Raw genomic sequence first — 23,575 nt, 5'->3', positions numbered from 1 at the left:
ATTGTCTGATAGCGCTATCATAAATAAAGGCAAGGCTGTAGCTTTCACGATTAGCCGCCGGATGTTCCTAATGAAAATACTAGGAGAACTTGACTAATAAATCAATGGATCATGATTAAAATTAATTGGAAACATGCAAAATTTCAAAATCGCGATGTAAATAACGAAGGTAATGGGTGCTTATAGGCCGTTCGCCGGGCTTCTATGGAAGCGGATGTCTTATCATTGCATACGTTGCTTGAAAAAACCGGAGCCGCTGCGGCTCCGGTTGATTTGGGCTAGGCTGATCAGGCAGGTATTAAGGCTTGGCGACAAGCGTTGGAGCGACGCGATGCTTCGTTGCCTGCTCGTAGTCGTAGGCCATGCCGAGCAAGTCGGCTTCGCTCCACATTTTGCCGACAAAGGCGATGGAGAACGGAGAACCGCTCTTATAATATCCGGCCGGCACCGTGACGAGAGGAACGCCCGCGATGTTGATCTCGGGAACGGTAGTGTCGGCGATTTTGTCCTCGCTGTGAAGCAGCGGCGTTTCCTTATACATCTGAGGGAAGACGAGTGCATCCAGCTTGTGTTGATCCAGCACGTCGTTAAAAATATGGAGATACTTCGTTCGGATTTCCGTGAATTTTGAGAGATCAGGGACGGAGCCGGGATTTTTCAAGGCTTCCGGGTACCTGGCGAGCGCCGATGGGGTCTCGCCCGTCTTCTCGATCAGTTCATCCACCGACTGAATGGCGGCATTCGGACCCAGGCGCTTCAGATACTGCTCCATATCGTACACGATCGATTCAATGCCGATGGAGCCTGCCGATTTGGCGAATTCGGCGAATTCCGTATCGGCGAACGGATCGGTAACCACGATGGCTCCCTGGCTCTCCAGTTCCTTCACGGCCCGGTCATATAGTTTCTGGGTCTCCGCCGTCAGCTCTTCGCTAAGCCACCCCGGGCCATAGAGACCGATGCGTTTGTTCTTGAGGGCCAACGGATTCAGCTTGGAGGTGTAGCCTTTCTTGGGAATGTTGCCGATCGATGCAACGGTCTTGGCATCCTCGGCCGTGTAGCCTGCGATGACGTCCAGCATGACGGCGGCGTCGTGAACCGTGCGGGCATGCGGGCCGACAACGTCTCTGGTGCTTCCGGCGAGAGGCACGACCCCGGCATTCGGCACCAATCCGAAGGTTGGTTTGATGCCGACCAGCGCTTGGGCCGCCGCCGGATTCTGGATCGATCCGCCGGTTTCTTCGGCAATGCCGAGCACGGCAAAGTTGCCCGATATGGACATCGCCGTGCCGGAGCTGCTGGCGCCCGGGACCAGCTTCCGGTCGATGGCGTTATAGGTGTCGCCGGCCCAGCTGGAGCTGGCGCGCGTACCGTCGGAACTGAATGCCGGGATATTGGTCTTGCCCAGTATAATGGCGCCGGCCGCCTTCAAGCGGGCAACGATGGGGGCGTCCTTCTCCGGAATCAGCTCGATTCCGCCGAGCTCTTTGCTGAGCGGGGCCCAGCCGAAGGTGGACGGGAAGCCGGCGACGTCGACGGCTTCCTTGATGACAATCGGCACACCTGCAAGGGGGCCGAGCTTCTCGCCGGCCGCCCGGCGCCGGTCAACCTCGCGGGCTTCCTGAAGCGCGCCCGCATTCATCATGGTGAACGCATTGTAATTGGATTCATAGATGCCGATCCGGTCGAGGTAGGCCTTCACAACCTCTTCGGTTTTGAACGTTCCTTCCGCGTAACCCTTCTCAAGCTCCTTCAATGTAATTTCCTCATAGGGAAACCGTTCAGCTGCCGCAGCGGTTATGCTGTTCATGGCCAACCCAAGCAGGAGTGCCATGGACAACACGCGTTTGAATATCTTGGTTTGTTTTTTCATCATTCATCATTTCCCCCATTCGTCGTTTTTTCGCATCTCCCATGCGATCTTAGAGACTATCAAGGAACTGAACTGCAATAATGTAAGTATTAATAACATAAATATGACAATTCCTAAGTGATTTAGAACATTTCACCTCCTGATTCATAACATTTTAATGACAAATTGGTGTTGGATTCTTTGTTAATTAGTAAAGTTAATGGTTTTTTTTGAAAGTGTCAATCATTTTATGAGATTTAGATAAAAAATAATGTAAGATAATCTTACACAAAATAGAACCCGTGTTCACGACAACCTGCTTGCTTAGGCTGTCTGGTCACGGGTTCTTGAAGGTTCCGTCCAACTTCGGGGGAAACGGACGTGGAATTAGGTTGCGCTGCCCTCCGCTTGAGCGAGCTGCAGCTGCTTGCGATAGATGAATCTGGAGATCGAAACGCTGATTTCGTACAGCAGGAACAGCGGGACGATCACGATCAGATCGGACATGATATCCGGCGGCGTAATGGTCACGGCCACGATGCAGAGCAGGAAGTAGGCTGATTTGCGCATCTTAGCCAGCCGGTGCGGATTCACGATGCCGAGCTTCGTCAGAAAAACGACGATGGCGGGCATTTCGAACAGAAATCCGAACGGTACGGTCATATGAATCATGAACGTAAAGTATTTTTGCGCGGTATACATCGTTTGGAAGGCCCCTTCGGCCATGCGCTGCATGAACTGCAGCACCATCGGGAACAGCACGAAGTATCCGAAGCAGATGCCGGTAATGAATAACACGCTGATGACGGGAATGAGCAGCATGGCGGAGCGGTGGGTTCCGTCCGGCAGCGCCGGCTGCACGAACCGCCATATTTGGTAAGCGGCAATGGGAAGCGTGACGGTGACGGCCACCACGCCCGCAATGATCATATACACCCACATCACTTCGGAGGGACCGAGCAGAACGAGCTGCTCGTCCATCCCGCGTACCAGCCAGTGATAGATCTTCTCGACGTAGATGAAGGCGGCCACCATCGAGACCAGAAACGCAATCAGCGTGCGGATCAGGCGCTTCCGCATTTCCTCCAGGTGCTCGATCGCGCTTTGGTCGTTCGGATTAGCTGTGCTGCTTATTGACCGCTGCAGCAGTCTGCGGAGCATCGTCTTTTTTCCCATTCTCGTCGTCTCCGTTCATCAAGCCGCGGGTTGCGCCCTTAAATTCGCTTAAGGTTCGCCCGAAAGCGCGACCGAGCTCGGGAAGCTTGGAGGGACCGAATATGATGAGTGCGATAATCAAAATAAGAATTAAACCACCGATTCCAATGTTGCCAAACGGCATGATCCTCGCTCCTTTCGATTGGTATTATTCCAGTTTGAAGCCGCTAATCGCCACGACCGCGCAGCGCGCCATCTTTTCGCCGGAGCGGTGAGGCCATGTACTGGTTGGGTTGCTGAGGTCTTCCGTATTTTCGCCCGGGTGTTGAACGGACAGGAAGAGCGTCTGCTCGTCAGGAGTGAAGAAAGGGCCTGTCAGCTCGGACTCTACCGGCCCGGAAGCGAATTGCAGCGCTACTCCTTGTTCCGGCCCGCTTGTTGGGATCACGAACAGTCCGTTGTTCATAAAGGATTTATGAACGCCTTTGTTCTGGCTGCTGCTGGAGATGTCCGTCACGACCCACAGGTCGCCGTTCGAGTCGAACGCTAGGTTGTCCGGCGAGCTGAATCCGGATTGGCGTCCGCCGGCAGCAAAGATCTCAAAGTCGAACTCCATGGCGGCCAGATCGTTGCCTGCTTCAAAGATACGCGTGATATGACCATGGATGTTGCCGTGATTGTCGTTGTTCGTATGGCAGACAAACACGGTGTTATCGAACGGCGAGATTTCGATGTCTTCCGGACGGTCCGTCGGCGTTCCGCCGACAAGACGCGCAGCTTCCTGGCAGTAAGTCACAACGTCCCCTTGGGACTTGAATTTGGCCTGGAGCTCTTTATCTTCTGCAGTGGCCTTGGCTACGGCTTCAAGGGTGACCGGCTGCCACTTACCCGATTTGAGGTTGGCAACGTACAGGGTTCCGTCTTCAAGAAGCGCAGAGTTGGCGCGCCCTTTGCTCTTATCGTATTTGTGCTTGCTGATGAATTTATAGACGCAGGCATCCTTTTTGTCGTCGCCCATATAGACAACGACCCGGCCGTCTGCGGCAAGGCCCATGGCGGTGTTTTCATGATTGAATCTGCCGAGGGCGGTATGCTTTTTCAAGAAGGATTTATCGAACGGGTCCACCTCGACGACCCAGCCGTAGTGCGTATCCGGCAGGTTCGAGACTGCCGCCGTGTCTTCGAAATTCTCTTCGCAGGACAAAACCGTGTTCCACAGCGTTACGCCGCCGGAGCAGTTGGCAAACGTGCCGGTCGCCGTCGTGGCGCCCTTCAGGGCAGGGATCCCCTTGGCCGGGCCGGTGATGTCGAATTTGCTGAAGCCGTTGATGCGGCGGGCATGGGTGGAGGTGGTGTCCATTTTCCATACGCCCTTCTCGTCGCGGTATACCTCAATGACCGACATGCCTTGGTAATACAGGTTTTTATGGATTTGATCCGCCGTCATTTTCCCGTCCTTCACAGGTCCGATCGAGAAGATGGTGGAATACTCATGATTGTTGACCAGGAGGCCGCGGACATTGGAGCCCTTGAGCGGGAAAAATGCGTTGTAATCGCAGCCGGAGCCGAATTTTTCGCCAGCCGGATTGATTACGTCGTCGAATGCCGCAATGACATCATATTTAAAATTTTTAGGCAGGACGAGCTGGTCTGCTTTGGTTGGTTCGATTGGCTCGAAGTAGCCGCTGACCCGATTCGTTTTGAATCCGAACAGATGATTTGCGGTTCCGGACATGGCGGAGGCCTTTCCTTCCAATACGCCTAAGCCTGCGGAAGCGGCTGCCAATGCGGTTGCGCCCGTACCCAGATAAGACAGAAACGTTTTGCGGTCCATCGTTTTATTCAAGCTTATCCACCCCTAATGTATAAATTGCCATCAGGACAAGTTTATAGGGGAAATGTTATGGGAATATCATCGGTGAATGGTGGAAATGTAAAAATAAAGTAATCTAGGGGGCTATCGCCGCCCCCGAACATTTTTGGACTTGCGGGATTTGGGGATGGTGCCGGGAGGAGTCTTGCGGATCCAGCGGATGAAGGATTGCATGGCCGGATCCTGTTGCAGTGCCGCCAAGGTCGTTAAGCCTTGATCGACGAGCTGTTTATTGGTATAGAGATGATGGATTTGCTTGTGGCATGGAATGCACAACAGGGCGGTGGGAAGGCGAGCGCCGCCATACTCCCGGGGAGTCAGATGGTGAACGGTGGTTTCCACTCCGGTCCTGCCGCAGCAAGCGCACCGATTCTCTGTATCGTCCAGAGGAGCACCTCCTTCATGGTTGCGGGATCGAAGCTAAATCCGCTTTATTGGTTTGCCTCAAATGGAGGTACGTTTATACCGCTGACGCATCTGATCAGCCATAATGCGGATATCCTCGGCCCCAGGCATCGTAAACCTGGAAGCCGCTTCGGCCAAATCCTTGCCTGCCTGCCATCCTCGAATGACCCCTTTAACGGCTGCGGTGAATTGACGCACCGCGTCGAAGCCGATGCCGATGTTGGTCAGTTCCTCGAGGCTCGCGGTGCTGTCAGCTTCTACTAGAGGATAATGCTTGGGATCGGCTCCCTCAGCTGCGATATCATAGAAGGAACGAACCAGCCGGGCGCGTTCGCTGCCCGAACCTTCGGCAATGATAAAAGCCTGGATAATGAAGGCTTTCCGCTGCCGCCGCTGGGCAATGCCGCAAAATTTGAGGCCGCCGATGCTGAGATCAAACGTACCGGGGCAGAAGGCGCCGGCGATTTCGCCGGTATCGACGTTTCGGCCCGTGCCGCGGAGGGCTTCCCGGATCAGCTCCACCATAATTTCAAAGTCCTGATGGAAATCAGGCGCCGGTCCGGCGGAGGAAAACGGAAGGATGAGGGAGAGGTTCACCACGCCCGCGTCCAAGGGTACCGCGGCACCGCCCGAATGGCGGACGGCGGTGTCATAGCCGAGGTAACGAAGGTGGGCCTCCCCTTGCAGCGCCTCGGGCAGGCGGCTGTCGCGCACGCCCATGACAAAGGCTCGCGGATGCCGCCACAGATGGCAGATGGCAGGCCCGCCCTCTCCGGTCAGCCTGCATAAAAGCTCGTCCAGCGCAAAATGATACAGCACGTCCTGATGCGCTAAATTATCGGTCCGGTCAAGCAGCAGGGCGGGTTGATCTTCTGGTAGTATCAGCGGCGGAATGTTCACGCTTGTTGCGCCTCCTTAATAGGGATAGGGTAAAGTAAAGCCCGATCGAATCTTGTTCCATGAACAGCATACCATAAATTCATGATCTTCCTGATATCGCAAGAAAAACTTCATCTAACCGCGGTCTGTCCTCTGCGAATGTACGTCGATCAACGTTTTTGTTTAGATATCAGAGAGTATAAACTTCGAAGCATGATCTTCCTGATATCGCAAGAAAAACTTCATCTAACCGCGGTCTGTCATCTGTGAATGTACGTCGATCAACGTTTTTGTTATAATCCGAGTAAGCTTATTGTCTTTGTGAGTCATATGGTTTGATTGGAGAATGACTTCACTTCATATATAAAAGGAGAAGATCAACATCATGGAGATCTATAATAGTGTGGTTGATATGATCGGCCAGACGCCAATGGTGAAACTTCGGCGGCTAGTGCCGGAAGGATCGGCCGACGTCTATGTAAAGCTTGAGAGATTCAATCCTTCCGGCAGCGTGAAGGACCGCGCGGCCTACAATCTGATTCATACCGCGGAGGAGCAGGGCCTGCTCCAACCGGGCGGCACCATTATCGAGCCGACGAGCGGGAATACCGGCATCGGCTTGGCGATGATTGCAGCCGCCAAGGGCTATCGGGCCATCTTGATTATGCCGGACAACATGTCCAAGGAACGGATTAATATCTTGAAGGCCTACGGTGCGGAGGTCGTGCTGACACCGAGCAGCGAACGCATGCCGGGCTCGATTGCCAAGGCGCTCGAGCTTAGGGAGCAGATTCCGAATAGCTTCATTCCGCAGCAGTTCGAGAATGCGGCCAACCCGGACATTCACAGGGTGACGACAGCACCGGAAATAATGGAACAGATGGAAGGGCGGCTGGACGCCTTCGTGGCGACGGCGGGAACGGGCGGCACCGTAACCGGAACCGGGGAAGAGCTGAGGAAGTCTTTGCCGAACCTCCATATCGCGGTGGTCGAGCCGCAGGGCTCGCCCGTGCTCTCCGGCGGACAGCCGGGACCGCACAAGCTCGTGGGCACAAGCCCGGGCTTCGTACCAAAGATCCTGAATACAAGCGTATATGACGAGATTATCCAGATCGCCGACGAGGATGCATTGCAGACCGCTCGGAATTTGGCCCGCAAGGAAGGAATACTGGTAGGCCCATCCTCCGGCGCATCGGTATTCGCGGCCCTTCGCGTAGCGAAGCAGCTGGGGGAAGGGAAGCGGGTTGTCTGCATTGCCCCGGATACGGGAGAGCGGTATCTCAGCATGGATATTTTCTAAGCGGGAAGGACCTCCGGTTAACCGGAGGTCCTTTCTTGGTGTTCTATGGAGGGCATCCGCTGCTTAAGCTCCTGCATGAGTTGTTCATGGCTCCTCACGACGACCACTTTGCCGGGATAATCCGCAAGCGTGTCCTGGATCCGATATCGGCCCTCCCGCTGATAGGAGGCGCTCCAATCGAACATTTTTTTGAGCATGTCCCAAGTAGGGGTATAGTGCGCTTGTTCAAGTCGCAGTCGTTGCTTGATGAACCTTGTGGTGATCCGGTAGGTTATTGTGGAGTAGGACGGGTTCAGAAAAACGATGAGATCCGCATGGCGGAAGCTGGGGCTGACCCATTTCAGATGAGCGCCCTCGATGATCCAGCCATTCGTGTTCACGATGCTTAGCAATAGCGCGTCCCGATCCGCCTCACTCCTCCTGATATCGTCCGGCTGGGCCCGCTCCCATACGACATTGTCGAGCTCGTAATAAGGGAGATTAAACTGGGCGGACAGCTTCCGGGCAAGCGTTGTCTTGCCGCTGCCGACGGAGCCGATAATATGGATCCGGTTCGGGATCTTAGTGTCCATAAGAGATCACCGCATTCATGAGAAATGGTAGTTAATCATTTCGGTACCGGAGCGGGGATGTCCTTGTTTCGTTAGTCGTAAAATTATAGTGCCTCCTGCGGCGAATCGCAAATCTGCTTGAAGAAGGCCGTGATTTGCTCGGCAATCCAGGAGGGTTGTTCCGCGGCAATGAAATGCCCGCCCGCATTCAGGTCCTTCCAGTGGATCACATTCGGAAATATCCGCTCCACGAATGTCCGGGGCGGACGCTCATTCCGCTGAGCGGTTAAGGTGACTCCGTGCGGTACAGGCGAAAACTCTTCGGGCCCCGGCCACCTCGTATGCTTGCCTTCATAATAATAACGGTTCGAGGCATTGATGCTCTGGGTCAGCCAGTAAATGGAGACGTTGGCCATGAGCTGCTCCTTGCTGAAATGCTGCAAGACGTTATCATCCTCGGGAGAGGTCCAGTAGTGCCATTTTTCCAGAATGAACGCGGCCAGCGCTACGGGCGAATCATGCAAACCATAGGCCGCGGTCTGCGGACGTGTGCCCAGGATATGGGCGTAAGCGCCCTCCTTGCGTTCCCATTGCTTCTGATATTCGAGGAAAGCGGTCTCCTCGTCGGACAGCGTGGAAGACGAATCCGCATAGGGACTTGGGTTCCCAGGCGAGGTGGTATGATAGCCGATGAACCGGTCGGGATGGTCAAGACACATTAGTCCGAGGATGCTGGCACCGATATCGTAGCCATGTGCGCCGAATCGTTCATAACCAAGCCCTGTCATTAGTTTCATGAGCAGTTCCCCGGCCTGACGGTCCTCAAAGCCCGGACGTAGAGGAATGCCGGAGAACCCATGGCCCGGGATAGACGGTATGACAACGTCAAAGGAAATTTCCGCATGACCGCCGAATTGCCCAGGATTCATAAGATATGGGATAAGTTCCAGCATTTCATAGAAGGAGCTCGGCCAACCATGAGCAATGAGGAGCGGTACGGAGTGTTCGCCGCTGCCCTTGATATGTATAAAGTGAATATCGATTCCATCGATTTGGGCGATATAATTCGGATAAGTCTGAATGGAGCGCCGGAAGGCTCCCCAATCGAATTCATGCCTCCAGTAGGCGACCATGTCCTTCATGAAATCAAGGGGGATGCCATAATTCCAATTTCCGCCGGGGATTTCGTCAGGCCACCGGGTCATGTCCAGGCGCCGATATAAATCGTCGATGGCAACGGACTCGATTTGAAAAGAAAACGGTTGGATATTCATTCGCTTCACCTCTTAGGAAAAATGGGAGTCTGGTATACTGATACCAGCAGACTTGCAGCAGAATAGATAAAAATGGAGCAGGGGTGCTTTCTTTTAATGTGATGACCATTAAAATATTATAAATGGTTAGCTAACCGATAAATACACTTTACTGGTTTGTTATAGGGATATCAATAGGAGGTTTGTTTGTTGTGGGAAATGAATTTGAGCAGCTCGAAATCATCGCCGATTTTATCAACACCCATGATAAACGGATGCGGTATGAGGGGGACCCGGGTTTGGAGCTGCTTTCTACCGCGGACGATCTGCGTACATGGCTGTTAAAAAACGGTTTTATTCTGAAACAGGACACCGTATCCGAAGAGGATCTGGCTTTGGCCCGCGATCTGCGGGGCGGCTTAAGGGCAGCCATTCCGAATAATATACATGACCACAAGGAAGCGGGCTTCCAAGCGTTAAACCGTGCAGCCGGCCGATTCCGGTTCGCCTATAGCTTCAGTGAAGCCTCTGACGCCATTGAGCCAGTGGATGCACAAGGAAGAGGGGGCTTGGCCCGGCTGCTGATTCTGGTATTCAGGCTTCGTGAGAACAACGTGTGGAACAGATTGAGAGTGTGCACAGCCGCGGATTGCCAGTGGGTATTCGTTGACCGCTCCAGGCCGGGAACGGGCAAGTGGTGCTCAATGAAGGCCTGCGGCAATCGGGCAAAAAATAAGACGTATCGGGAGCGGGCGAAGTCCATGGGATGAACTGCCTGCCATAGGAACGGGCTTGGATAAGGATCATCGCCACTCCATCGACCAATCAAGCGTTTGTCTTGATCGGTCTTTTTTTCGTGGAGCCGAACGTTTTCAACAGGAATACACGGTCCTATAACGAAATGGTTGTTACTTATTATTTTTTTTATTGAAAAATGTGAAGCGTTTGTCGATTAGGGGAAACTCTATTCGTTGGTTAAACATAGGACGAAAAATGTAAGCGAAAGCAACGATAACCAGGAGGGGAAGAAACATGAGATTTATGATGATCGTGAAAGCAACCGAGGATTCCGAGGCAGGCGTGCTGCCAAGCGCAGAGCAATTGGATGCCATGATGAGGTACAACATGGAGCTGGCGAGGGCGGGCGTGCTGCTTGCTGCGGATGGGCTCCATCCAAGCTCGGGCGCCATCCGGATTTCTTATCCGGAGCCGGGAGGCAAGCCGAAAATCACCGATGGTCCCTTTACGGAAGCGAAGGAACTGATCGCGGGGTACACCTTGATCGAAGTGAAAACGAGAGAAGAGGCGATCGAGTGGGCCAAACGCATGCCCGATCCTCACGGCTTCGGCGCGGGGCAGATCGAGCTCCGTCAGGTATTCGAACCGACAGAGCTGACGCAGGACCCGGAAGCGCAGGCCAAACAATTTGAAATGCGCGAACACATCCAAAGGCAGAATCCGTAATGTCGGCGGCCGATACCCATCGTACGATCGAGGCCATCTGGAGAATCGAATCTTCCAAAATCATTGCCTATCTGACCCGGATGGTCCGTGATATCGGCCTCGCCGAGGATCTGGCTCAGGATGCGCTCATTGCAGCGCTGGAACGGTGGCCGAATGACGGAATACCGGATAACCCCGGCGGATGGCTTATGACCGCGGCAAAGCGCAAAGCGCTGGACCTGCTGCGCCGGAATAAGGTGCGCGATCGGAAGTATGAGCTGTTGGGACGCGAAATGGATTCCCGGATGGATTCGGAAATGGAGGTGCCGGAGGCGGGAGAAGTGAACGACGATCTTCTGCGGCTGATCTTTATGACCTGCCATCCGGTTCTGTCCCCCGAGGCCCGCGTAGCCCTGACGCTGCGTCTGCTCGGCGGGTTGACGACTGCGGAGATCGCCCGCGCTTATCTTGTGCCGGAACCGACGATCGCGCAGCGAATCGTTCGTGCCAAACGGACGCTGTCCGCGACCCGGGTTGCATTCGAGATTCCCCAAGGAACCGAACTGAAGCCGCGATTAGCATCAGTCCTCGAGGTCATCTACCTCATGTTTAATGAGGGATACGCCGCCTCATCGGGCAGCCAGTGGATTCGTCCGCTGCTGTGCCAGGAAGCGCTTCGTATCGGACGGGTGCTGGCGGAGATTGCGCCGACCGAGGCCGAGGTGCACGGATTGGTCGCGTTGATGGAATTTCAGTCCTCCCGGTTCAAGTCACGGGTCAATGCGCAGGGCGAGCCTGTGCTACTCATGGACCAGAATCGGGCATTATGGGATTATTTATTGATCCGGCGCGGTTTTGCCGCTCTTGAGCGAATCGAACGGTTGGGGGGAATGACCGGGCCTTACGCTATTCAGGCAGCCATCTCGGCATGTCATGCCGGAGCGCCCAGTGCCGCAGAGACCGATTGGATTCGGATCTCCGCGCTGTATGAGGCATTGGCGCAGGTGTCTCCCTCGCCGATCGTGGAATTGAACCGGGCCGTGGCCCTCTCCATGGCTTTCGGTCCGGAGATCGGGCTTGAGATCGTGGACGTTTTGCGAAGCGAGCCGGCCTTGAAAGGATATCACCTTCTACCGAGCGTGAGGGGTGACTTGCTCTTTAAGCTGGGTCGCCTGGACGAGGCCGGCGCGGAGTTCAAGCTGGCCGCATCGCTGACGGATAATCAGAGGGAGCGGGCGCTGCTCCTTGATCGTGCGGCAGAATGCCTGCGAGCGGCCCCTTGAGATACGCTTTGGCAGCATTATATAAAAAAATCCGAAAAAAATGTGAAAGTCGTGTCGATTACGTCAAATCCCGTTCGTCATTAAGATATAAAACAAAAAAAATCGAACCGAGAGGAAGATGAACATGCAAGCACAAATGGTACCTTTTATTATTTCCGAGGATGCAAGAGGCCAGGCCGAATTCTATATGCAGGCGATAGGCGGAGAGATCGGTTTATTGACTACATTCAAAGACATGCCGGGAATACCCGAAGCCCATCAGGAAAAAGTCATGCATATGTCGTTAACGCTGGCCGGCGGCAATCAGCTGATTCTCTCCGACGCTTTTCAAGAAACCGGCAAGAGCACGAGCATGGGACTGGCCATCACGTTCGATCACGAGGAAGACGCCCGCGCTGCTTATCGCCATCTCAGCGACGGGGGGACCGAGAAGTATCCTTTTGCCCTGCAGCCTTGGGGAGCCTATTACGGCGAAGTGGTGGACCGGTACGGCATGACTTGGCAGATGGTTCATCAGGCCTGAGCCTAGAGCTGCCGGAAGCATCAATCCGAAATTGAATCCATACACATTTGAAAAATACCATACTACGATACAGAAGGAGCCAATAAGATGAATCAAGAGGTAACGGATTACATGGCAGCCATCAGCGATACCTGGAAGGTCGAAGTCAGCGAGAGGCTTCGGGAGCTCGTGCACAATACGATCCCGGACGTCGCGGAACGGCTTCAATATAAAAAGCCGCATTTTCTGAAAAACGGAAAATACGCGGCGGTAATCAGCGTCGCGAAGAGCGCCGTGAGCTTTACGATTTTCAATGCGGAAGGGCTGGAATGGCCCGAGACGCTGTTCGAGGGGCCGCCAGAGCGGAAGACCATCAAAATATCGGCCGGGCAGCAGGTCGACTACGCAGCGCTGGCTTCCTTGCTGAAGCAGGCATCCGAAGGTCTGTAATCCATATGTAGCAAGAGGTGCGACACGGGTAACAATACCGCGGGAGCGCCTCGGCATCTAAAGCCGCGATCCTAGGAGGATCGCGGTAAACGTCATTCTATTTCTTGGTGCCGTGCTGTTTGGTTGGCAGCTTGTCGCTTGGCGTTCCTTTGCCGTGATTCTCTTTGTTGCGACGGGCCTTCTCCGCGTTCTCGTTCATTTTTTCCACAAAATCATGCGTGCTTTCCATAGGATATAGACTCCTTTCATATAGAATGTTGCTTGCCTGATCGTGCTTAATATAACCATTTCGTTGTGATCCTATTTGAAGAATTTGAAGACTCTGGAACGGGTAGGGATTGTGAGATTTTCGTATTGGGGGGATGAAGGATGTCCAGTAAACTCGTGTTGATCATGGTGGGAATGCTCGTTGTTCTGGGTATCGCCGGCTGCAGCGGAATTAACGAGGATACCGGATCAGCGGACCAACGGCTGTATTCGGTCAAGAAACTGATGAAGCTGGACGCAGCGAAGGTAAAAGCCATTCAAGTCGTGTATGGGGATGGCACGCGGATGGTGCTCGACCAGGAACAGGACATTGAGCCGATCATGAAGCGGGTGGATACCCTTCAAGCCAAACGGATGGCGGGTAACGAGGAACCGGGATTTCTGTTCTTTATGGATGTCGTGCAGGGCGAGCAGCAGATTCGCGTGGCGAGCGAGTTTGAGGTGGATGGGGAGTCGTATATATTGGCAGGCCCGGAGCTGCCCGAACTGAACGCGTACATGGTGGAGCTGGGACGCTCCCATAACCCCGAATTGCTGCCGGGATTAACGTTTAACGAATAACTTCCCCGTGGGGAGCTTTGCCGCGAATCCGTCGGCTTGCGGAATGGATGCCAAACGGTCAATTATACGCAAAAAAAAGATCCAGCCGGGCCAATGCCCGGGCTGCATCTTGTTCGCAGGGGTCTAAAGACAGCCTGAATCCGGCTGCCGGATCCAACGTCTCGCTTACTTCTTGTGACTGATCAGCAGCTCGTATTTGTTCAAGGATGCACCCAAAATATTCTCGTTGCGGCCCTGACCGTGGGATTGCCGGAACGATTCGCTGGAAGTCCAGCGCTTGAACGCCTCCTCGTCTTCCCATACCGTAGAGATCTTCAGTTCCTCGGCCTCTGCGCCTTCCTTGGCTTCATGCCATACTTCCATCCGCACGAATCCTTCAATCTCCTGAACGCCCTTCGCTTCAGCGAACCGCTGCGCGATTTCTTGTCCGAAGCCCGGTTTGACCTTGATCGAGTTTGTAACAACCAGCATATACGTGATCCTCCTTTGGTTTATGAGCGGAATAATTCCCGACATGTCTTGTTCTTTCTTGTACGTCCATTATACATGAACGAAAGAACCGATTTCATCTTAGGGGACCGGGATAACCCTGGCTTCATGCCCGAAGAGAAGGAAAACTCAGGTCGCGGGGGGACCTTCAGCCGGGAGCTTTGCCGCAGGTACGGCGGAAGCCGGGGCTGCCGCTTTAGGTTTTGCCCTTCCGCTCCACGACCAGTAGGTGCCTATACGGAGCAGCCGTTCAACCGGTCCGCTGCGGAACCGTTTCAACCAGAGCAGGCTGGCCGTTGCCAGTACGGCATAGATGAGGATCGCCAGCAGCGCTCCTTGCAGCACGCCGAGTTTGCCGAACATGCCCAATCCGAAACCGTAAAATATCAATACGCATACAACGCTTTGCGTCAGATAGTTCGTTAACGACATTCGCCCCACCGCTTCGAACGCCCGGATCACCACCGATTGTTTGGACGAGAAGGCGTATAAGGACGCGAACAGGTGGAGATACCCCAGCGCGAGCAGGGGGCCGCCGAGCATCATCAGGACGCCGCTCCAGTTGTTCGTGGATTCGAGCATAACGCCTGCGGTTTTCAGTCCAAGCCCGACCGGAATGAGCAGCGACCACCTTAAATACAGCTTGATCTCCATGGACGGATGGAGGAAGCGCCCGCGTTTCGCGGCGACCATGCCAAACAGGAACATCGGCGCGCTCATGAGAGGGGCAATCAGGATCACCAGCAGCATCAGCCAGTCCGGGAGGTCGATGGGCATTTCCTCGGTTGACCGGAAGTTTAGGATCTCGCTATACGTGCCGCTGCCGTAGACTTCGATGGACTGCTTCACATAGTTCTCCATGCGCTCCGCTTCGCCTGCCGCAGGCTCCATGGAGCCGTACCCCAAGACGGCCATCAGCGCGAGCAAGAGAATGCCCCAGATCAAAATCGTTTTGGCCTTCCGTTTCACGAACAGCACCAGGAAGAGGCCGATCCCCCCATAGAACAGCAGAATATCGCCTTCCCAGATGAATATGGAATGCAGCAGGCCGAGTACGATCAGAAGAACCGACCTGCGGAAGAAGCTGCGTCCGTATTTAAACCCCTTGCCGATCAGGCTTTCCCGCATCTTGATCATGCTGTAGCCGAACAGGAACGTAAAGATAGGCATGAAGCTGCCCTCTACGAACACCTTGAGCATGTCATGGCTGATCAGGTCCAGCGTGGAAGGCTGGAAGAAATGCAGCTCGTCTTTACCGAACATGCCGTACTGGAAAATAAGCATATTGGCCATCAGGATGCCGAGCAAGCTCAAGCCGCGAATCGCATCCACGGCGGTCGAACGTTTATTTGAATTCATGTCAATCACCTCTGACACCCAGTATAAAGCTCCAAACGAAATAACTCGGAAACGGCATCCTAACTTTTTCTTAACACTTCCAGCATTTGTTTAACTCCTGTTAAGGTTGCTGTGCTAGCATAAATGTCGGGTGAGGATAAAATGGATCAAACGCGAATTCTAATCGTAGACGACGAACCTTCCATTGTGAAAATGCTGCAGATGGTGCTGCGCAAGGAAGGCTTTAACCGAATATACACGGCTTCCAGCTGCAAGGAAGCGCTCAGCGAAATCGCTGCGCACGGAGCGGATATCGTGCTGCTGGATGTCATGCTGCCGGACGGCACGGGATTTGACCTCTGTCCGCAGATCCGTTCCTATGGCAGTCCGCACATCCTGTTCCTGACGGCCAAGGCGTCGGATCTGGATGTGCTGACCGGTTTTGCGATGGGCGGGGACGATTATGTCACCAAGCCCTTTAATCCGCTGGAGATCGCTGCAAGGATCAAGGCGCGTCTGCGCCGGGGCGGCTTTGGACCGGCGGCTGCGGCAGAGCAGCAGGCGATTCAGCGCGCATGGGATTTCGGCCGGTTCAAGGTCGACGAAGCCGCAGGCGAACTGACGGTGCTGGGAGAGCCGGTGCCTTGTCCGGCGCAGGTCTTTCAGCTGCTGCTGTATTTTTGCAAGCATCCCGGGGTCGTATTCTCCAAGTCGCAGCTGTACGAAGCGGTGTGGGGCATCGACGGCATGGGCGAGGACAACACCGTCATGGTGCATATCCGCCGCATCCGCGAGCGCATCGAGGAGGATCCGAGCAACCCGCAGTATCTGCTGACGGTCCGGGGGCTTGGCTACAAGCTGATCAAGGAGAAAGCGCGATGAGGCTGCGCAGAAGGCTTGCCTTCCATTTTACATACCAATTAATTGCATTCTCGGCGTTTATGTTTTGCTTTCTGATCGTGCTCTTATTCTTCCTGATCAAACATATCGGTGACGAAGAGATCAAACGCAACTTTCCTGCAGGCGTGCTGGAAGGCATCGTGACGGAGACGGTGACGGAGAATGGGGAGGTTCTGCTGGCCGATCATTGGGAGCTCTTGCTTCAGGAGGAGGGCATGTGGCTGCAGGTAGTGGATATGGCGGGCAATGCGATATACTCCACTAACACGGATTCGGATGTTCCGTCAGCGTACTCGGTAAGCACCTTGCTTCAGATCAAAGAAGAGCGGCGCTTTGGCGAGTACACCATGGATTGGCAGATGGATCTGACTTATGAAGAGCCGCTGCTGTATCTGATCGGACGCATCGATAAGAGCTCGGACCATCTTCGGGAATGGGTTGCCCGTTTTCAGGACGGCGGGAAGGTGAGACCGGAGGATGAAGCCGAGCTGGGACGCGAATTGGCCGATCTAGGCGGTTATTTGCATGTGATTGATCGGGACGGGCGCGTTGTCCAAGCGATTGGGACGGGTTCCGATAATAAGGCGAGCTACCACCCGCTAGAGATCATCACCATGCAGGAGCAGCCGGGCACGTATTCCACGCATATCGCAGTTTACCGCGATGCGGACAGCGGCAACACCTGGGTATATCACACGCCTCAGGACGGGTCGCAGCAGAAGCGGCCAATGATGAACGAGCTGATCCGCGTGGCGCTGTGGACGATGATCTGCGTGCTTGTGCTGTCGCTTGGGGTGGCGATATGGCATGGATACCGGTACAGCCGTCCGCTGCTGCTGTTTACCGGATGGTTCGAGCGGATGGGCAGGGGAGCGTACGAGGAAGTGCTGACGCCGAAGGACCGGAAGCGGGTCTTCCGCAAGAACGGGAAGCTCCGCACGCGTTACAGGCTGTACAAGGAAGTGATCCATTCCTTTTATAGGATGGCGGAGCAGCTGGCCGAAACCGAACGGGAACGGGAGCGGCTGGATCGAAATCGGGAAGAATGGATGTCCGGGATATCGCATGATTTGCGTACACCTTTGTCTTCCATTCAAGGGTACGGCTATATGCTTGAGAATGCACCGCAGGATTGGAGCCAGGAGGAATTGCGGGAGATGGGAACCGTAATTCGGGAAAAAGGCGACTACATGCTGGAGCTGATCAACGATTTCTCGCTCGTCTTCCGTCTGAGAAGCGAAATCCGCCCTCAGGAGCGGACCCGGCTTGACCTGAATGAGCTGGTGCGCCGCTGCGTGCTGAAATACGTCAATGATGCCACGCTGGATGCGAATTTCAACTATATCGGCGGCGAAGAGGCGCTGCCCGTCGACGGCAATGCCAAGTGGCTGCAGCGGTTGATGGATAACCTGATCACGAATGCCGTGAAGCATAATCCGGATGGGGTTAACGTCGAGGTCCGGGTGGAGAGTCGTCCCGGCGGCGCGGCGATCGTGGTTGCGGATCAAGGCGTGGGGATGGACGAAGAAACCCGTTGCAACCTGTTCGAGCGTTACTACCGGGGAACGAATACCGAAGAGAGCATGGACGGCTCGGGACTCGGGATGAGCATCGCGAAGGCGATCGTCGAAGCGCATAGGGGGCGGGTAAGCGTCTGGTCGGAATTGGGCAGGGGAACCACCATTACCGTATTTTTGCCTGAGGCCACCGCACAAGAAGGCGAGGGGGCAAGTACGCGCGGGAAGGAGTAGCCCTGCTGCTTGGATCCGCATATTCGGAATCGCTTCAAAAATCCTGCAACTTTCCTATCCTGCTCCCGCCCCGGGTGCGCTATAATGGCTAGGCAACGATTATATTTCATGTCCGGAGGATATTATGGGTTCAACTTCGTTTCGGCAATTGACCGGCAATGCGCGGGGCTGTCTCGTTTACGAGCCTCTGTTTCTAATCCCTTACAGCATGTTCACGACGTACACCTCCATCTACATGTACCAACTGGGGGTAACCGAGACGGGGATCGGCTGGATTACCTCGATCGGTCTGCTTGTGCAGGTGTTGTCCTCGTTTCTCAGCGGGTATTTAACGGACCGTTTGGGCCGAAAAAAAGCGCTCCTTTACTTCGACGTGCTGAGCTGGAGCGTGGCCACGCTGCTCTGGGCAGTCTCCCAGAACTTCTGGTTTTTTGTGATCGCCGCCGTCATCAACGGCTTTCAGAAGGTGCCGCATACCGCCTTTTACTGTTTGCTGGTGGAGGATACGGCGCCGAAGGAGCGTACCTATGTCTTTACGCTGCTGCAGCTGATTAGCGTCGTCGGCGGATTGTTTGCGCCGCTCGGCGGTCTTCTGGTGTATCATTTCTCGCTTGTGCCCGGGGTGCGCATCATGTTCGTCCTTGCCTGCCTCCTGATGACGATCCAGTTCATCGGGCGCCATTATGCGACGAGGGAGACGGAGATCGGGTACCGCAAAATGAAGGAAACGAAGGCGATGGGCCTGCGTGAAGGGATGTCCGACTATGTCCAAGTGATGAAGAGCATGCTGGGAAATCCGCTGCTGCTGATGATCTTCGGCGTTTATATCCTGTTTAATTTTCAGATGACGGTGAAGACAACCTACGTCTCCATCTTCATGGTGGAATATTTGCATTTGGGCAGCGGCCTGATCTCCGTTTTTCCGGCGTTCTCCTCCGTCATTATGCTGATATTCATGCGGTGGATCATGCCCCGGATCGGGGAGCGGCACGTGCACCGGACGATGGTATGGGGCTTTGTCATCTCGGTATTGTCCAATGTCATGCTGGTGTTTGCACCGCAAGGAGATCTGCTGGTGCTGAGCCTGAGCACCGTCATTGCCGCATTCGGCACGATGATGACGTATCCGTATCTGGAGACGGCGGTGGCCAATGCCATCGACGACGAGAACCGCGCCAAAATATTCGCGCTGCTCCAGGTGCTCATCCTCATCGTCATTTCGCCTTCCGGCATCATTGGCGGCTGGGCGTACGGCATCGATCCGAGAATACCGTTCCTGCTTGTGGCCGGCGCATTTGTCATCAGCATTCCGCTCATGCTGCTGTACAGCAACAAGGTAAAGGCCGCTCCCATCAAAGCGGGGGTTTAGCTTGGACAGGAGGGCCGAGCCCAAGACTGGCATGCGTCTTTAGCGATATATACGAAACGTAAAGAGTACGTACGAAGAGAGGCGCCCTAAGTCTTGGGGGGGGGCCTTTTTTTGTGCCTCTTATTGCAATTTGGTTAGTGTTCACTTATGATATGAGCATGAAAAAGAAACCTCATTTCGACAGCAAGAAGAAGGAAATTTTGCAGGCAGCCATGAAGCTCTTTGCCGAGAAGGGCGTGGACGGCGTATCGGTGAAGGAGATCGGCGCGGCGGCAGGCGTGACGGATGCGGCGATTTATAAGCATTTTACGAATAAGGATGCCGTTGCCGCGGAGGCGTTCGACGAATATTGCGGCAGTTATACGCGCTTGGTGGATGAATATGCTACCCGGCCCGGCCCGTTCTATGAGAGGCTATCGGCTCTCGTAACCCGCGTACTGGAATCGTATGACGAGGATAAATACGGCTTGCTGCTATTGTCTCAGCATCACGAGCTGTTTACCGAGGTAGTCAAGAGCAGGGGACGCCAACCGCTTGATGCTTTGGAGGAGCTGCTCGAGCAAGCGGTGCTGCAGCGGGATATTCCGCCGCAGAATACACGGTTAACGGCTGTTCTGATCATCGGTGCATTCAGTCAGCTTGCGATATCCACGATGCAGGGGGAGCTGGAAGAACCGCTGTCTCCGCTGGCACCTGAAGTAACGGCGCATTTATTGGCATTAACCGGTTTGGGAAAAGGTCAGGCGTGACCTTTTCTTTTTGCCATCAGGTTAGTGATTGTTAACCAAATAATTAGAGGGAGGATGCATATGAAAAAGGTTTTAATCATCCAAGGCAATCCCATTGAAAACAGCTATGGCCGTCACCTGGCGGAGGCCTATGCAAGGGGGCGGGCGAATCCGGAGCGGAGGTGCGGAAGCTGGTGCTTGCGGAGATGGAGTTTGACCTGAACCTGTCCGGCGGCTATAAGGGCAAGCAACCGCTCGAACCCGATCTGCAAGAAGCACAGGAGCTGATTGCCTGGGCGGACCATCTGGTGTTTGTGTATCCGAATTGGTGGGGCGGCATGCCTGCGCTGCTCAAAGGGTTCATCGACAGGGTTTTTCTGCCGGGATTCGCCTTTAAGTACCGCCGGAACTCGCCTTTGCCGGAGCAGCTGCTCAAAGGGAAGACGGCCCGTCTGATCGTCACGATGGATTCGCCGTACGTTTACTACCGGTTCTATCTCGGACAGCCGGGACATCAGATGATGAAGCATTCCATTCTGAAGTTCTGCGGCGTGGGCACCGTCCGTGCCACGAACATTACCCAGCTCCGCAAAATGCCCGAGACGGCAAGAAGACAATGGCTCGAGCGCGTGCAGAGAATGGGACGGAAATTGGCGTGATCGGGTAGTAGGGGCGATGTGCAGTTCCTTCCAATGGCTTGACTTCTCGGGCAGGAGGATTATAATTCATACAACAAATGAAACGACCAAAGAATTGAATGGGTCATGGTTCAAAATCAAATCTTGATGTATATGCCGGGGAATAGGGCCCAGGCGTTTCTACCAGGTTACCGTAAATGACTTGACTACATGAAGGTTGAGAATCCGCTCCCCAAGCCCGGCTTTGCATAAACATCGAAGCCGGGCTGCAAGATCGCCTGAAATGGGATCTAAGCACGTTTTAACGGATGGGGTGATGTGCAGACTATTAGCAATGCATGGCTGCCGCGCGGACTTCTCTTCCTCAATGGATATAGTTGCAGGCAACCCGGGCAGATACGCTGTCCGGGTTGTTTGGCGTGTTACGCAAGATCGATTTTGTGCTTTTACCGATTCATTATAAGAAAAACGTCTACCGACGACCGCAGTAAGAAGAAGTATTTATTGCGAGATTAGGAAGTCACAAGCTTCCGAGTTTATACTTTCTGATATCTAAAAAAAGGGGAGCGTGCAATCATCATGAGTTCAATCCAGAGACAGAAACGATACGAGGTCAGCCGGCAGCTGGGGAAGGTTGCTTTAGGACAAGAGCCAGCCGATCTGGTCATCAAAAACGGCACGCTGGTCAATGTGTTTACGGGCGAGCTTCAGGAACGGATAGACGTGGCGATGGCGTGCGGGCGCATCGCTTATATCGGCAGCGCCGATCATACGATCGGAGAGGGGACGCAGGTGATCGAAGCGAATGGGCGCTTCATCTCGCCGGGTCTGCTGGACGGCCATATGCATGTGGAGAGCACGATGCTGACCGTAACGGAGTTTGCCAAAGCGGCCATCGTTACGGGAACGACCGGGGTTTATATGGATCCCCATGAGATCGCCAACGTGTTCGGCATGGAGGGCGTGCGCTGGATGCACGAGGAAGGGCAGCAGCTGCCGATGAAGGTGTTCACCACCATTCCTTCCTGCGTACCGGCGACGTTCGATCTGGAGGATGCCGGGGCGCAGCTGGGCGTAGCCGATATCGAGGAAGGGCTGACCTGGCCCGGCGTCGCGGGGCTTGGCGAAGTGATGAACTTCCCGGGCGTCGTATACGGCGATCCGACCATGAGCGGAGAGATCGAAGCCACGCTGCGTGCGGGCAAGACGGTGACGGGGCATTTTCCGGCCGAGGACGACCGGATGCTACAAGCCTATCTGGCAACCGGCGTCAGCTCCGATCATGAGACGGTAACGAGAGAGCAGGCTTTGGAAAAGGTTCGCCTCGGTATGCATCTGATGATCCGCGAAGGTTCGGCTTGGCAGGATGTGAAGGAAGTGATTAAGGTGGTAACGGAGGACAAGGTACGTACCGACAATATCTCCTTGGTCACGGATGATGTGTATCCGCAGACGCTGCTGCGGCTCGGCCATATGAACCATGTGGTCCGCCGCGCCATGGAGGAGGGCGTGGACCCGGTTACTGCGATCCAGATGGGCACGATCAACGTGGCTCGATATTTCGGCATGGATATGGAGCTCGGCAGCATTTCACCGGGCAAAACGGCTGATATTTTGCTCATTGACGATCTGAAGAGCATGGTGCCTTCGGTGGTGATCACGGACGGCGAAGTGGTCGCGGAGAACGGCCGTCTCGTGAAGGCGTTCCCGGCGTATTCGTATCCGGAAAAGGCCTTTCAATCGGTTCGGCTGCAGCGTTCGCTTACCGCCGCCGACTTTTTGCTGCGCTGCAAGTTCGATGCGGCGCGTACGGAAGTGAACGTGGTGCGCGTCATCGAGAACAGTGCCCGTACCGCCAAAATGACCGCGGTGCTCGCCGTGGAGCAGGGCGTCATCCAGCCGGACCTGGGCCAAGACGTGGTTCAGCTGGCATGCATCGAGCGCCACGGCGCAACCGGGCAGATCTCGCTCGGCTTTGCGAGCGGCTTCGGACTACAGTCCGGCGCGGTTGCTTCCACGGTGGCGCACGATAGCCACAACCTGCTCGTGATGGGCACGAACGACGAGGATATGGCGCTTGCGGCGAACGAGCTGGCAGCGTGCGGAGGCGGCATGATCGTGGTGCAGAACGGCCAGGTGCTGGCGAAGGTGGCGATGCCGATTGCGGGCTTGCTGGCGGACCGTCCGGTCGAGGTCGTAGCCGAGGAAGTCGCTGCCCTGGAGGAAGCGTGGAAACAGCTCGGCTGCTCCATCCATGCGCCGTTCATGACGTTCTCGCTCATTGCGCTTCCGGTCATTCCGGAGATCCGCATTACCAATCGCGGGATTGCGGACGTGACGGAATTCAAGCTCATCGAGACGGAGATCGGTCCGGTACAATAAGGTGGCACATACATTAAAGCAGGTTGGCCTACATGGCTAACCTGCTTTTTTGGTGCGTAAATACTGGGCTTAGCCTGTGAGTGGATGCCGCAAGCCACGCTCCCATGGATAATCCTCACATAATCCATTGCCTACTTAGTGATTTTCGTCACAAATTGATAACTTTTTCACCTATTTCGGCCATTATATTGTGATGTTTATCACAA

Annotated in this window: 23 protein-coding genes, 1 pseudogene and 1 riboswitch; of the genes and pseudogenes, 13 read left to right on the top strand and 11 right to left on the bottom strand. The window is 54.7% G+C overall.

Going from position 1 to position 23,575, the window contains the following annotated elements:
• Positions 1–298: 298 nt before the first annotated feature.
• The 6 genes from P0X86_RS31180 to P0X86_RS31155 form a co-directional block, all read right to left on the bottom strand.
• Positions 299–1,876 carry an amidase gene (locus P0X86_RS31180; protein WP_277747278.1) on the bottom strand — a complete coding sequence of 526 codons (1,578 nt, stop codon included), beginning with the start codon at positions 1,874–1,876 and terminating at the stop codon, positions 299–301.
• A 363-nt stretch (positions 1,877–2,239) separates the two neighbouring features.
• Positions 2,240–3,013: a twin-arginine translocase subunit TatC gene (gene tatC, locus P0X86_RS31175; RefSeq protein WP_277749108.1), complete on the bottom strand. Its 774-nt coding sequence runs from the start codon at positions 3,011–3,013 to the stop codon at positions 2,240–2,242.
• Positions 2,970–3,191, bottom strand: coding sequence for a twin-arginine translocase TatA/TatE family subunit (gene tatA / locus P0X86_RS31170; protein ID WP_096775768.1), 222 nt, complete (start codon positions 3,189–3,191; stop codon positions 2,970–2,972). The genes tatC and tatA overlap by 44 nt, the downstream gene beginning before the upstream one ends.
• 24 nt (positions 3,192–3,215) lie before the next feature.
• Complete coding sequence (locus P0X86_RS31165; RefSeq protein ID WP_192572732.1) at positions 3,216–4,841, bottom strand: PhoX family protein; 1,626 nt, start codon at positions 4,839–4,841, stop codon at positions 3,216–3,218.
• Between the two features lie 123 nt (positions 4,842–4,964).
• A complete protein-coding gene (locus P0X86_RS31160; protein ID WP_277747277.1) occupies positions 4,965–5,222 on the bottom strand; it encodes an HNH endonuclease in 258 nt (85 codons plus the stop codon).
• Between the two features lie 102 nt (positions 5,223–5,324).
• A complete protein-coding gene (locus P0X86_RS31155; protein ID WP_277747276.1) occupies positions 5,325–6,185 on the bottom strand; it encodes a lipoate--protein ligase family protein in 861 nt (286 codons plus the stop codon).
• 364 nt (positions 6,186–6,549) lie between these two features.
• Here P0X86_RS31155 and cysK point away from each other — a divergent pair, with 364 nt between their 5' ends.
• Positions 6,550–7,464 carry a cysteine synthase A gene (gene cysK, locus P0X86_RS31150; RefSeq protein WP_277747275.1) on the top strand — a complete coding sequence of 305 codons (915 nt, stop codon included), beginning with the start codon at positions 6,550–6,552 and terminating at the stop codon, positions 7,462–7,464.
• A gap of 17 nt (positions 7,465–7,481) precedes the next feature.
• On the opposite strand, the gene P0X86_RS31145 is transcribed toward cysK, so the two are convergent.
• Positions 7,482–8,036: a P-loop NTPase family protein gene (locus P0X86_RS31145; RefSeq protein WP_277747274.1), complete on the bottom strand. Its 555-nt coding sequence runs from the start codon at positions 8,034–8,036 to the stop codon at positions 7,482–7,484.
• Between the two features lie 83 nt (positions 8,037–8,119).
• The gene (locus P0X86_RS31140) at positions 8,120–9,289 is read right to left on the bottom strand and encodes an epoxide hydrolase family protein (protein ID WP_277747273.1); all 1,170 of its coding nucleotides are present in this window, start codon (positions 9,287–9,289) and stop codon (positions 8,120–8,122) included.
• Positions 9,290–9,480: 191 nt separating this feature from the next.
• Here P0X86_RS31140 and P0X86_RS31135 point away from each other — a divergent pair, with 191 nt between their 5' ends.
• The 5 genes from P0X86_RS31135 to P0X86_RS31115 all read left to right on the top strand — a co-directional run bounded on the left by P0X86_RS31135 (position 9,481) and on the right by P0X86_RS31115 (position 12,946).
• On the top strand, positions 9,481–10,038 hold the full coding sequence (locus tag P0X86_RS31135) for a CGNR zinc finger domain-containing protein (protein WP_192570330.1): 558 nt from the start codon (positions 9,481–9,483) through the stop codon (positions 10,036–10,038).
• A 262-nt stretch (positions 10,039–10,300) separates the two neighbouring features.
• Complete coding sequence (locus tag P0X86_RS31130) at positions 10,301–10,732, top strand: YciI family protein (RefSeq protein WP_145039404.1); 432 nt, start codon at positions 10,301–10,303, stop codon at positions 10,730–10,732.
• On the top strand, positions 10,732–11,994 hold the full coding sequence (locus P0X86_RS31125) for an RNA polymerase sigma factor (protein WP_277747272.1): 1,263 nt from the start codon (positions 10,732–10,734) through the stop codon (positions 11,992–11,994). The genes P0X86_RS31130 and P0X86_RS31125 overlap by 1 nt, the downstream gene beginning before the upstream one ends.
• A gap of 124 nt (positions 11,995–12,118) precedes the next feature.
• Complete coding sequence (locus tag P0X86_RS31120; protein WP_277747271.1) at positions 12,119–12,517, top strand: VOC family protein; 399 nt, start codon at positions 12,119–12,121, stop codon at positions 12,515–12,517.
• Between the two features lie 87 nt (positions 12,518–12,604).
• Entirely contained in the window at positions 12,605–12,946 is a 342-nt protein-coding gene (locus P0X86_RS31115; protein WP_119850991.1) for a DUF1801 domain-containing protein, read from the top strand.
• A 97-nt stretch (positions 12,947–13,043) separates the two neighbouring features.
• On the opposite strand, the gene P0X86_RS31110 is transcribed toward P0X86_RS31115, so the two are convergent.
• Entirely contained in the window at positions 13,044–13,175 is a 132-nt protein-coding gene (locus P0X86_RS31110) for a DUF4023 domain-containing protein (protein ID WP_009590359.1), read from the bottom strand.
• A 140-nt stretch (positions 13,176–13,315) separates the two neighbouring features.
• On the opposite strand from P0X86_RS31110, the gene P0X86_RS31105 reads away from it, so the two are divergent.
• The gene (locus P0X86_RS31105; RefSeq protein ID WP_015737850.1) at positions 13,316–13,774 is read left to right on the top strand and encodes a hypothetical protein; all 459 of its coding nucleotides are present in this window, start codon (positions 13,316–13,318) and stop codon (positions 13,772–13,774) included.
• Between the two features lie 165 nt (positions 13,775–13,939).
• Here the strand turns inward: P0X86_RS31105 and P0X86_RS31100 are convergent, their stop codons facing one another.
• Both P0X86_RS31100 and P0X86_RS31095 read right to left on the bottom strand, forming a co-directional pair.
• Positions 13,940–14,245 carry an antibiotic biosynthesis monooxygenase gene (locus tag P0X86_RS31100; protein WP_036659302.1) on the bottom strand — a complete coding sequence of 102 codons (306 nt, stop codon included), beginning with the start codon at positions 14,243–14,245 and terminating at the stop codon, positions 13,940–13,942.
• Between the two features lie 147 nt (positions 14,246–14,392).
• Entirely contained in the window at positions 14,393–15,622 is a 1,230-nt protein-coding gene (locus P0X86_RS31095; protein ID WP_192570331.1) for a DUF418 domain-containing protein, read from the bottom strand.
• A 141-nt stretch (positions 15,623–15,763) separates the two neighbouring features.
• On the opposite strand from P0X86_RS31095, the gene P0X86_RS31090 reads away from it, so the two are divergent.
• From P0X86_RS31090 to ade, 6 genes and pseudogenes are all read left to right on the top strand, one after another.
• Positions 15,764–16,483, top strand: coding sequence for a response regulator transcription factor (locus tag P0X86_RS31090; protein WP_277747270.1), 720 nt, complete (start codon positions 15,764–15,766; stop codon positions 16,481–16,483).
• Positions 16,480–18,252, top strand: a complete 1,773-nt coding sequence (locus tag P0X86_RS31085) for a sensor histidine kinase (RefSeq protein ID WP_096775782.1) — start codon at positions 16,480–16,482, stop codon at positions 18,250–18,252. Before P0X86_RS31090 ends, P0X86_RS31085 begins: the two co-directional genes overlap by 4 nt.
• A gap of 124 nt (positions 18,253–18,376) precedes the next feature.
• Entirely contained in the window at positions 18,377–19,621 is a 1,245-nt protein-coding gene (locus tag P0X86_RS31080) for an MFS transporter (protein ID WP_277747269.1), read from the top strand.
• A 158-nt stretch (positions 19,622–19,779) separates the two neighbouring features.
• Positions 19,780–20,370 (top strand): TetR/AcrR family transcriptional regulator, encoded by a 591-nt coding sequence (locus tag P0X86_RS31075; RefSeq protein ID WP_277749107.1) that lies wholly within the window; start codon positions 19,780–19,782, stop codon positions 20,368–20,370.
• A 60-nt stretch (positions 20,371–20,430) separates the two neighbouring features.
• A pseudogene (locus tag P0X86_RS31070) lies at positions 20,431–21,008 on the top strand (NAD(P)H-dependent oxidoreductase).
• 106 nt (positions 21,009–21,114) lie between these two features.
• A riboswitch (purine riboswitch) is annotated at positions 21,115–21,216 on the top strand.
• Positions 21,217–21,566: 350 nt separating this feature from the next.
• Complete coding sequence (gene ade, locus P0X86_RS31065; RefSeq protein WP_277747268.1) at positions 21,567–23,369, top strand: adenine deaminase; 1,803 nt, start codon at positions 21,567–21,569, stop codon at positions 23,367–23,369.
• Positions 23,370–23,575: the final 206 nt, after the last annotated feature.

It is taken from the genome of Paenibacillus sp. BR1-192 (assembly GCF_029542445.1).
Taxonomy (GTDB): domain Bacteria; phylum Bacillota; class Bacilli; order Paenibacillales; family Paenibacillaceae; genus Paenibacillus_AQ; species Paenibacillus_AQ lautus_A.
The sequence above is the reverse complement of the archived record's forward strand: the minus strand, read 5'-3'. Positions and strand labels throughout refer to the sequence as shown.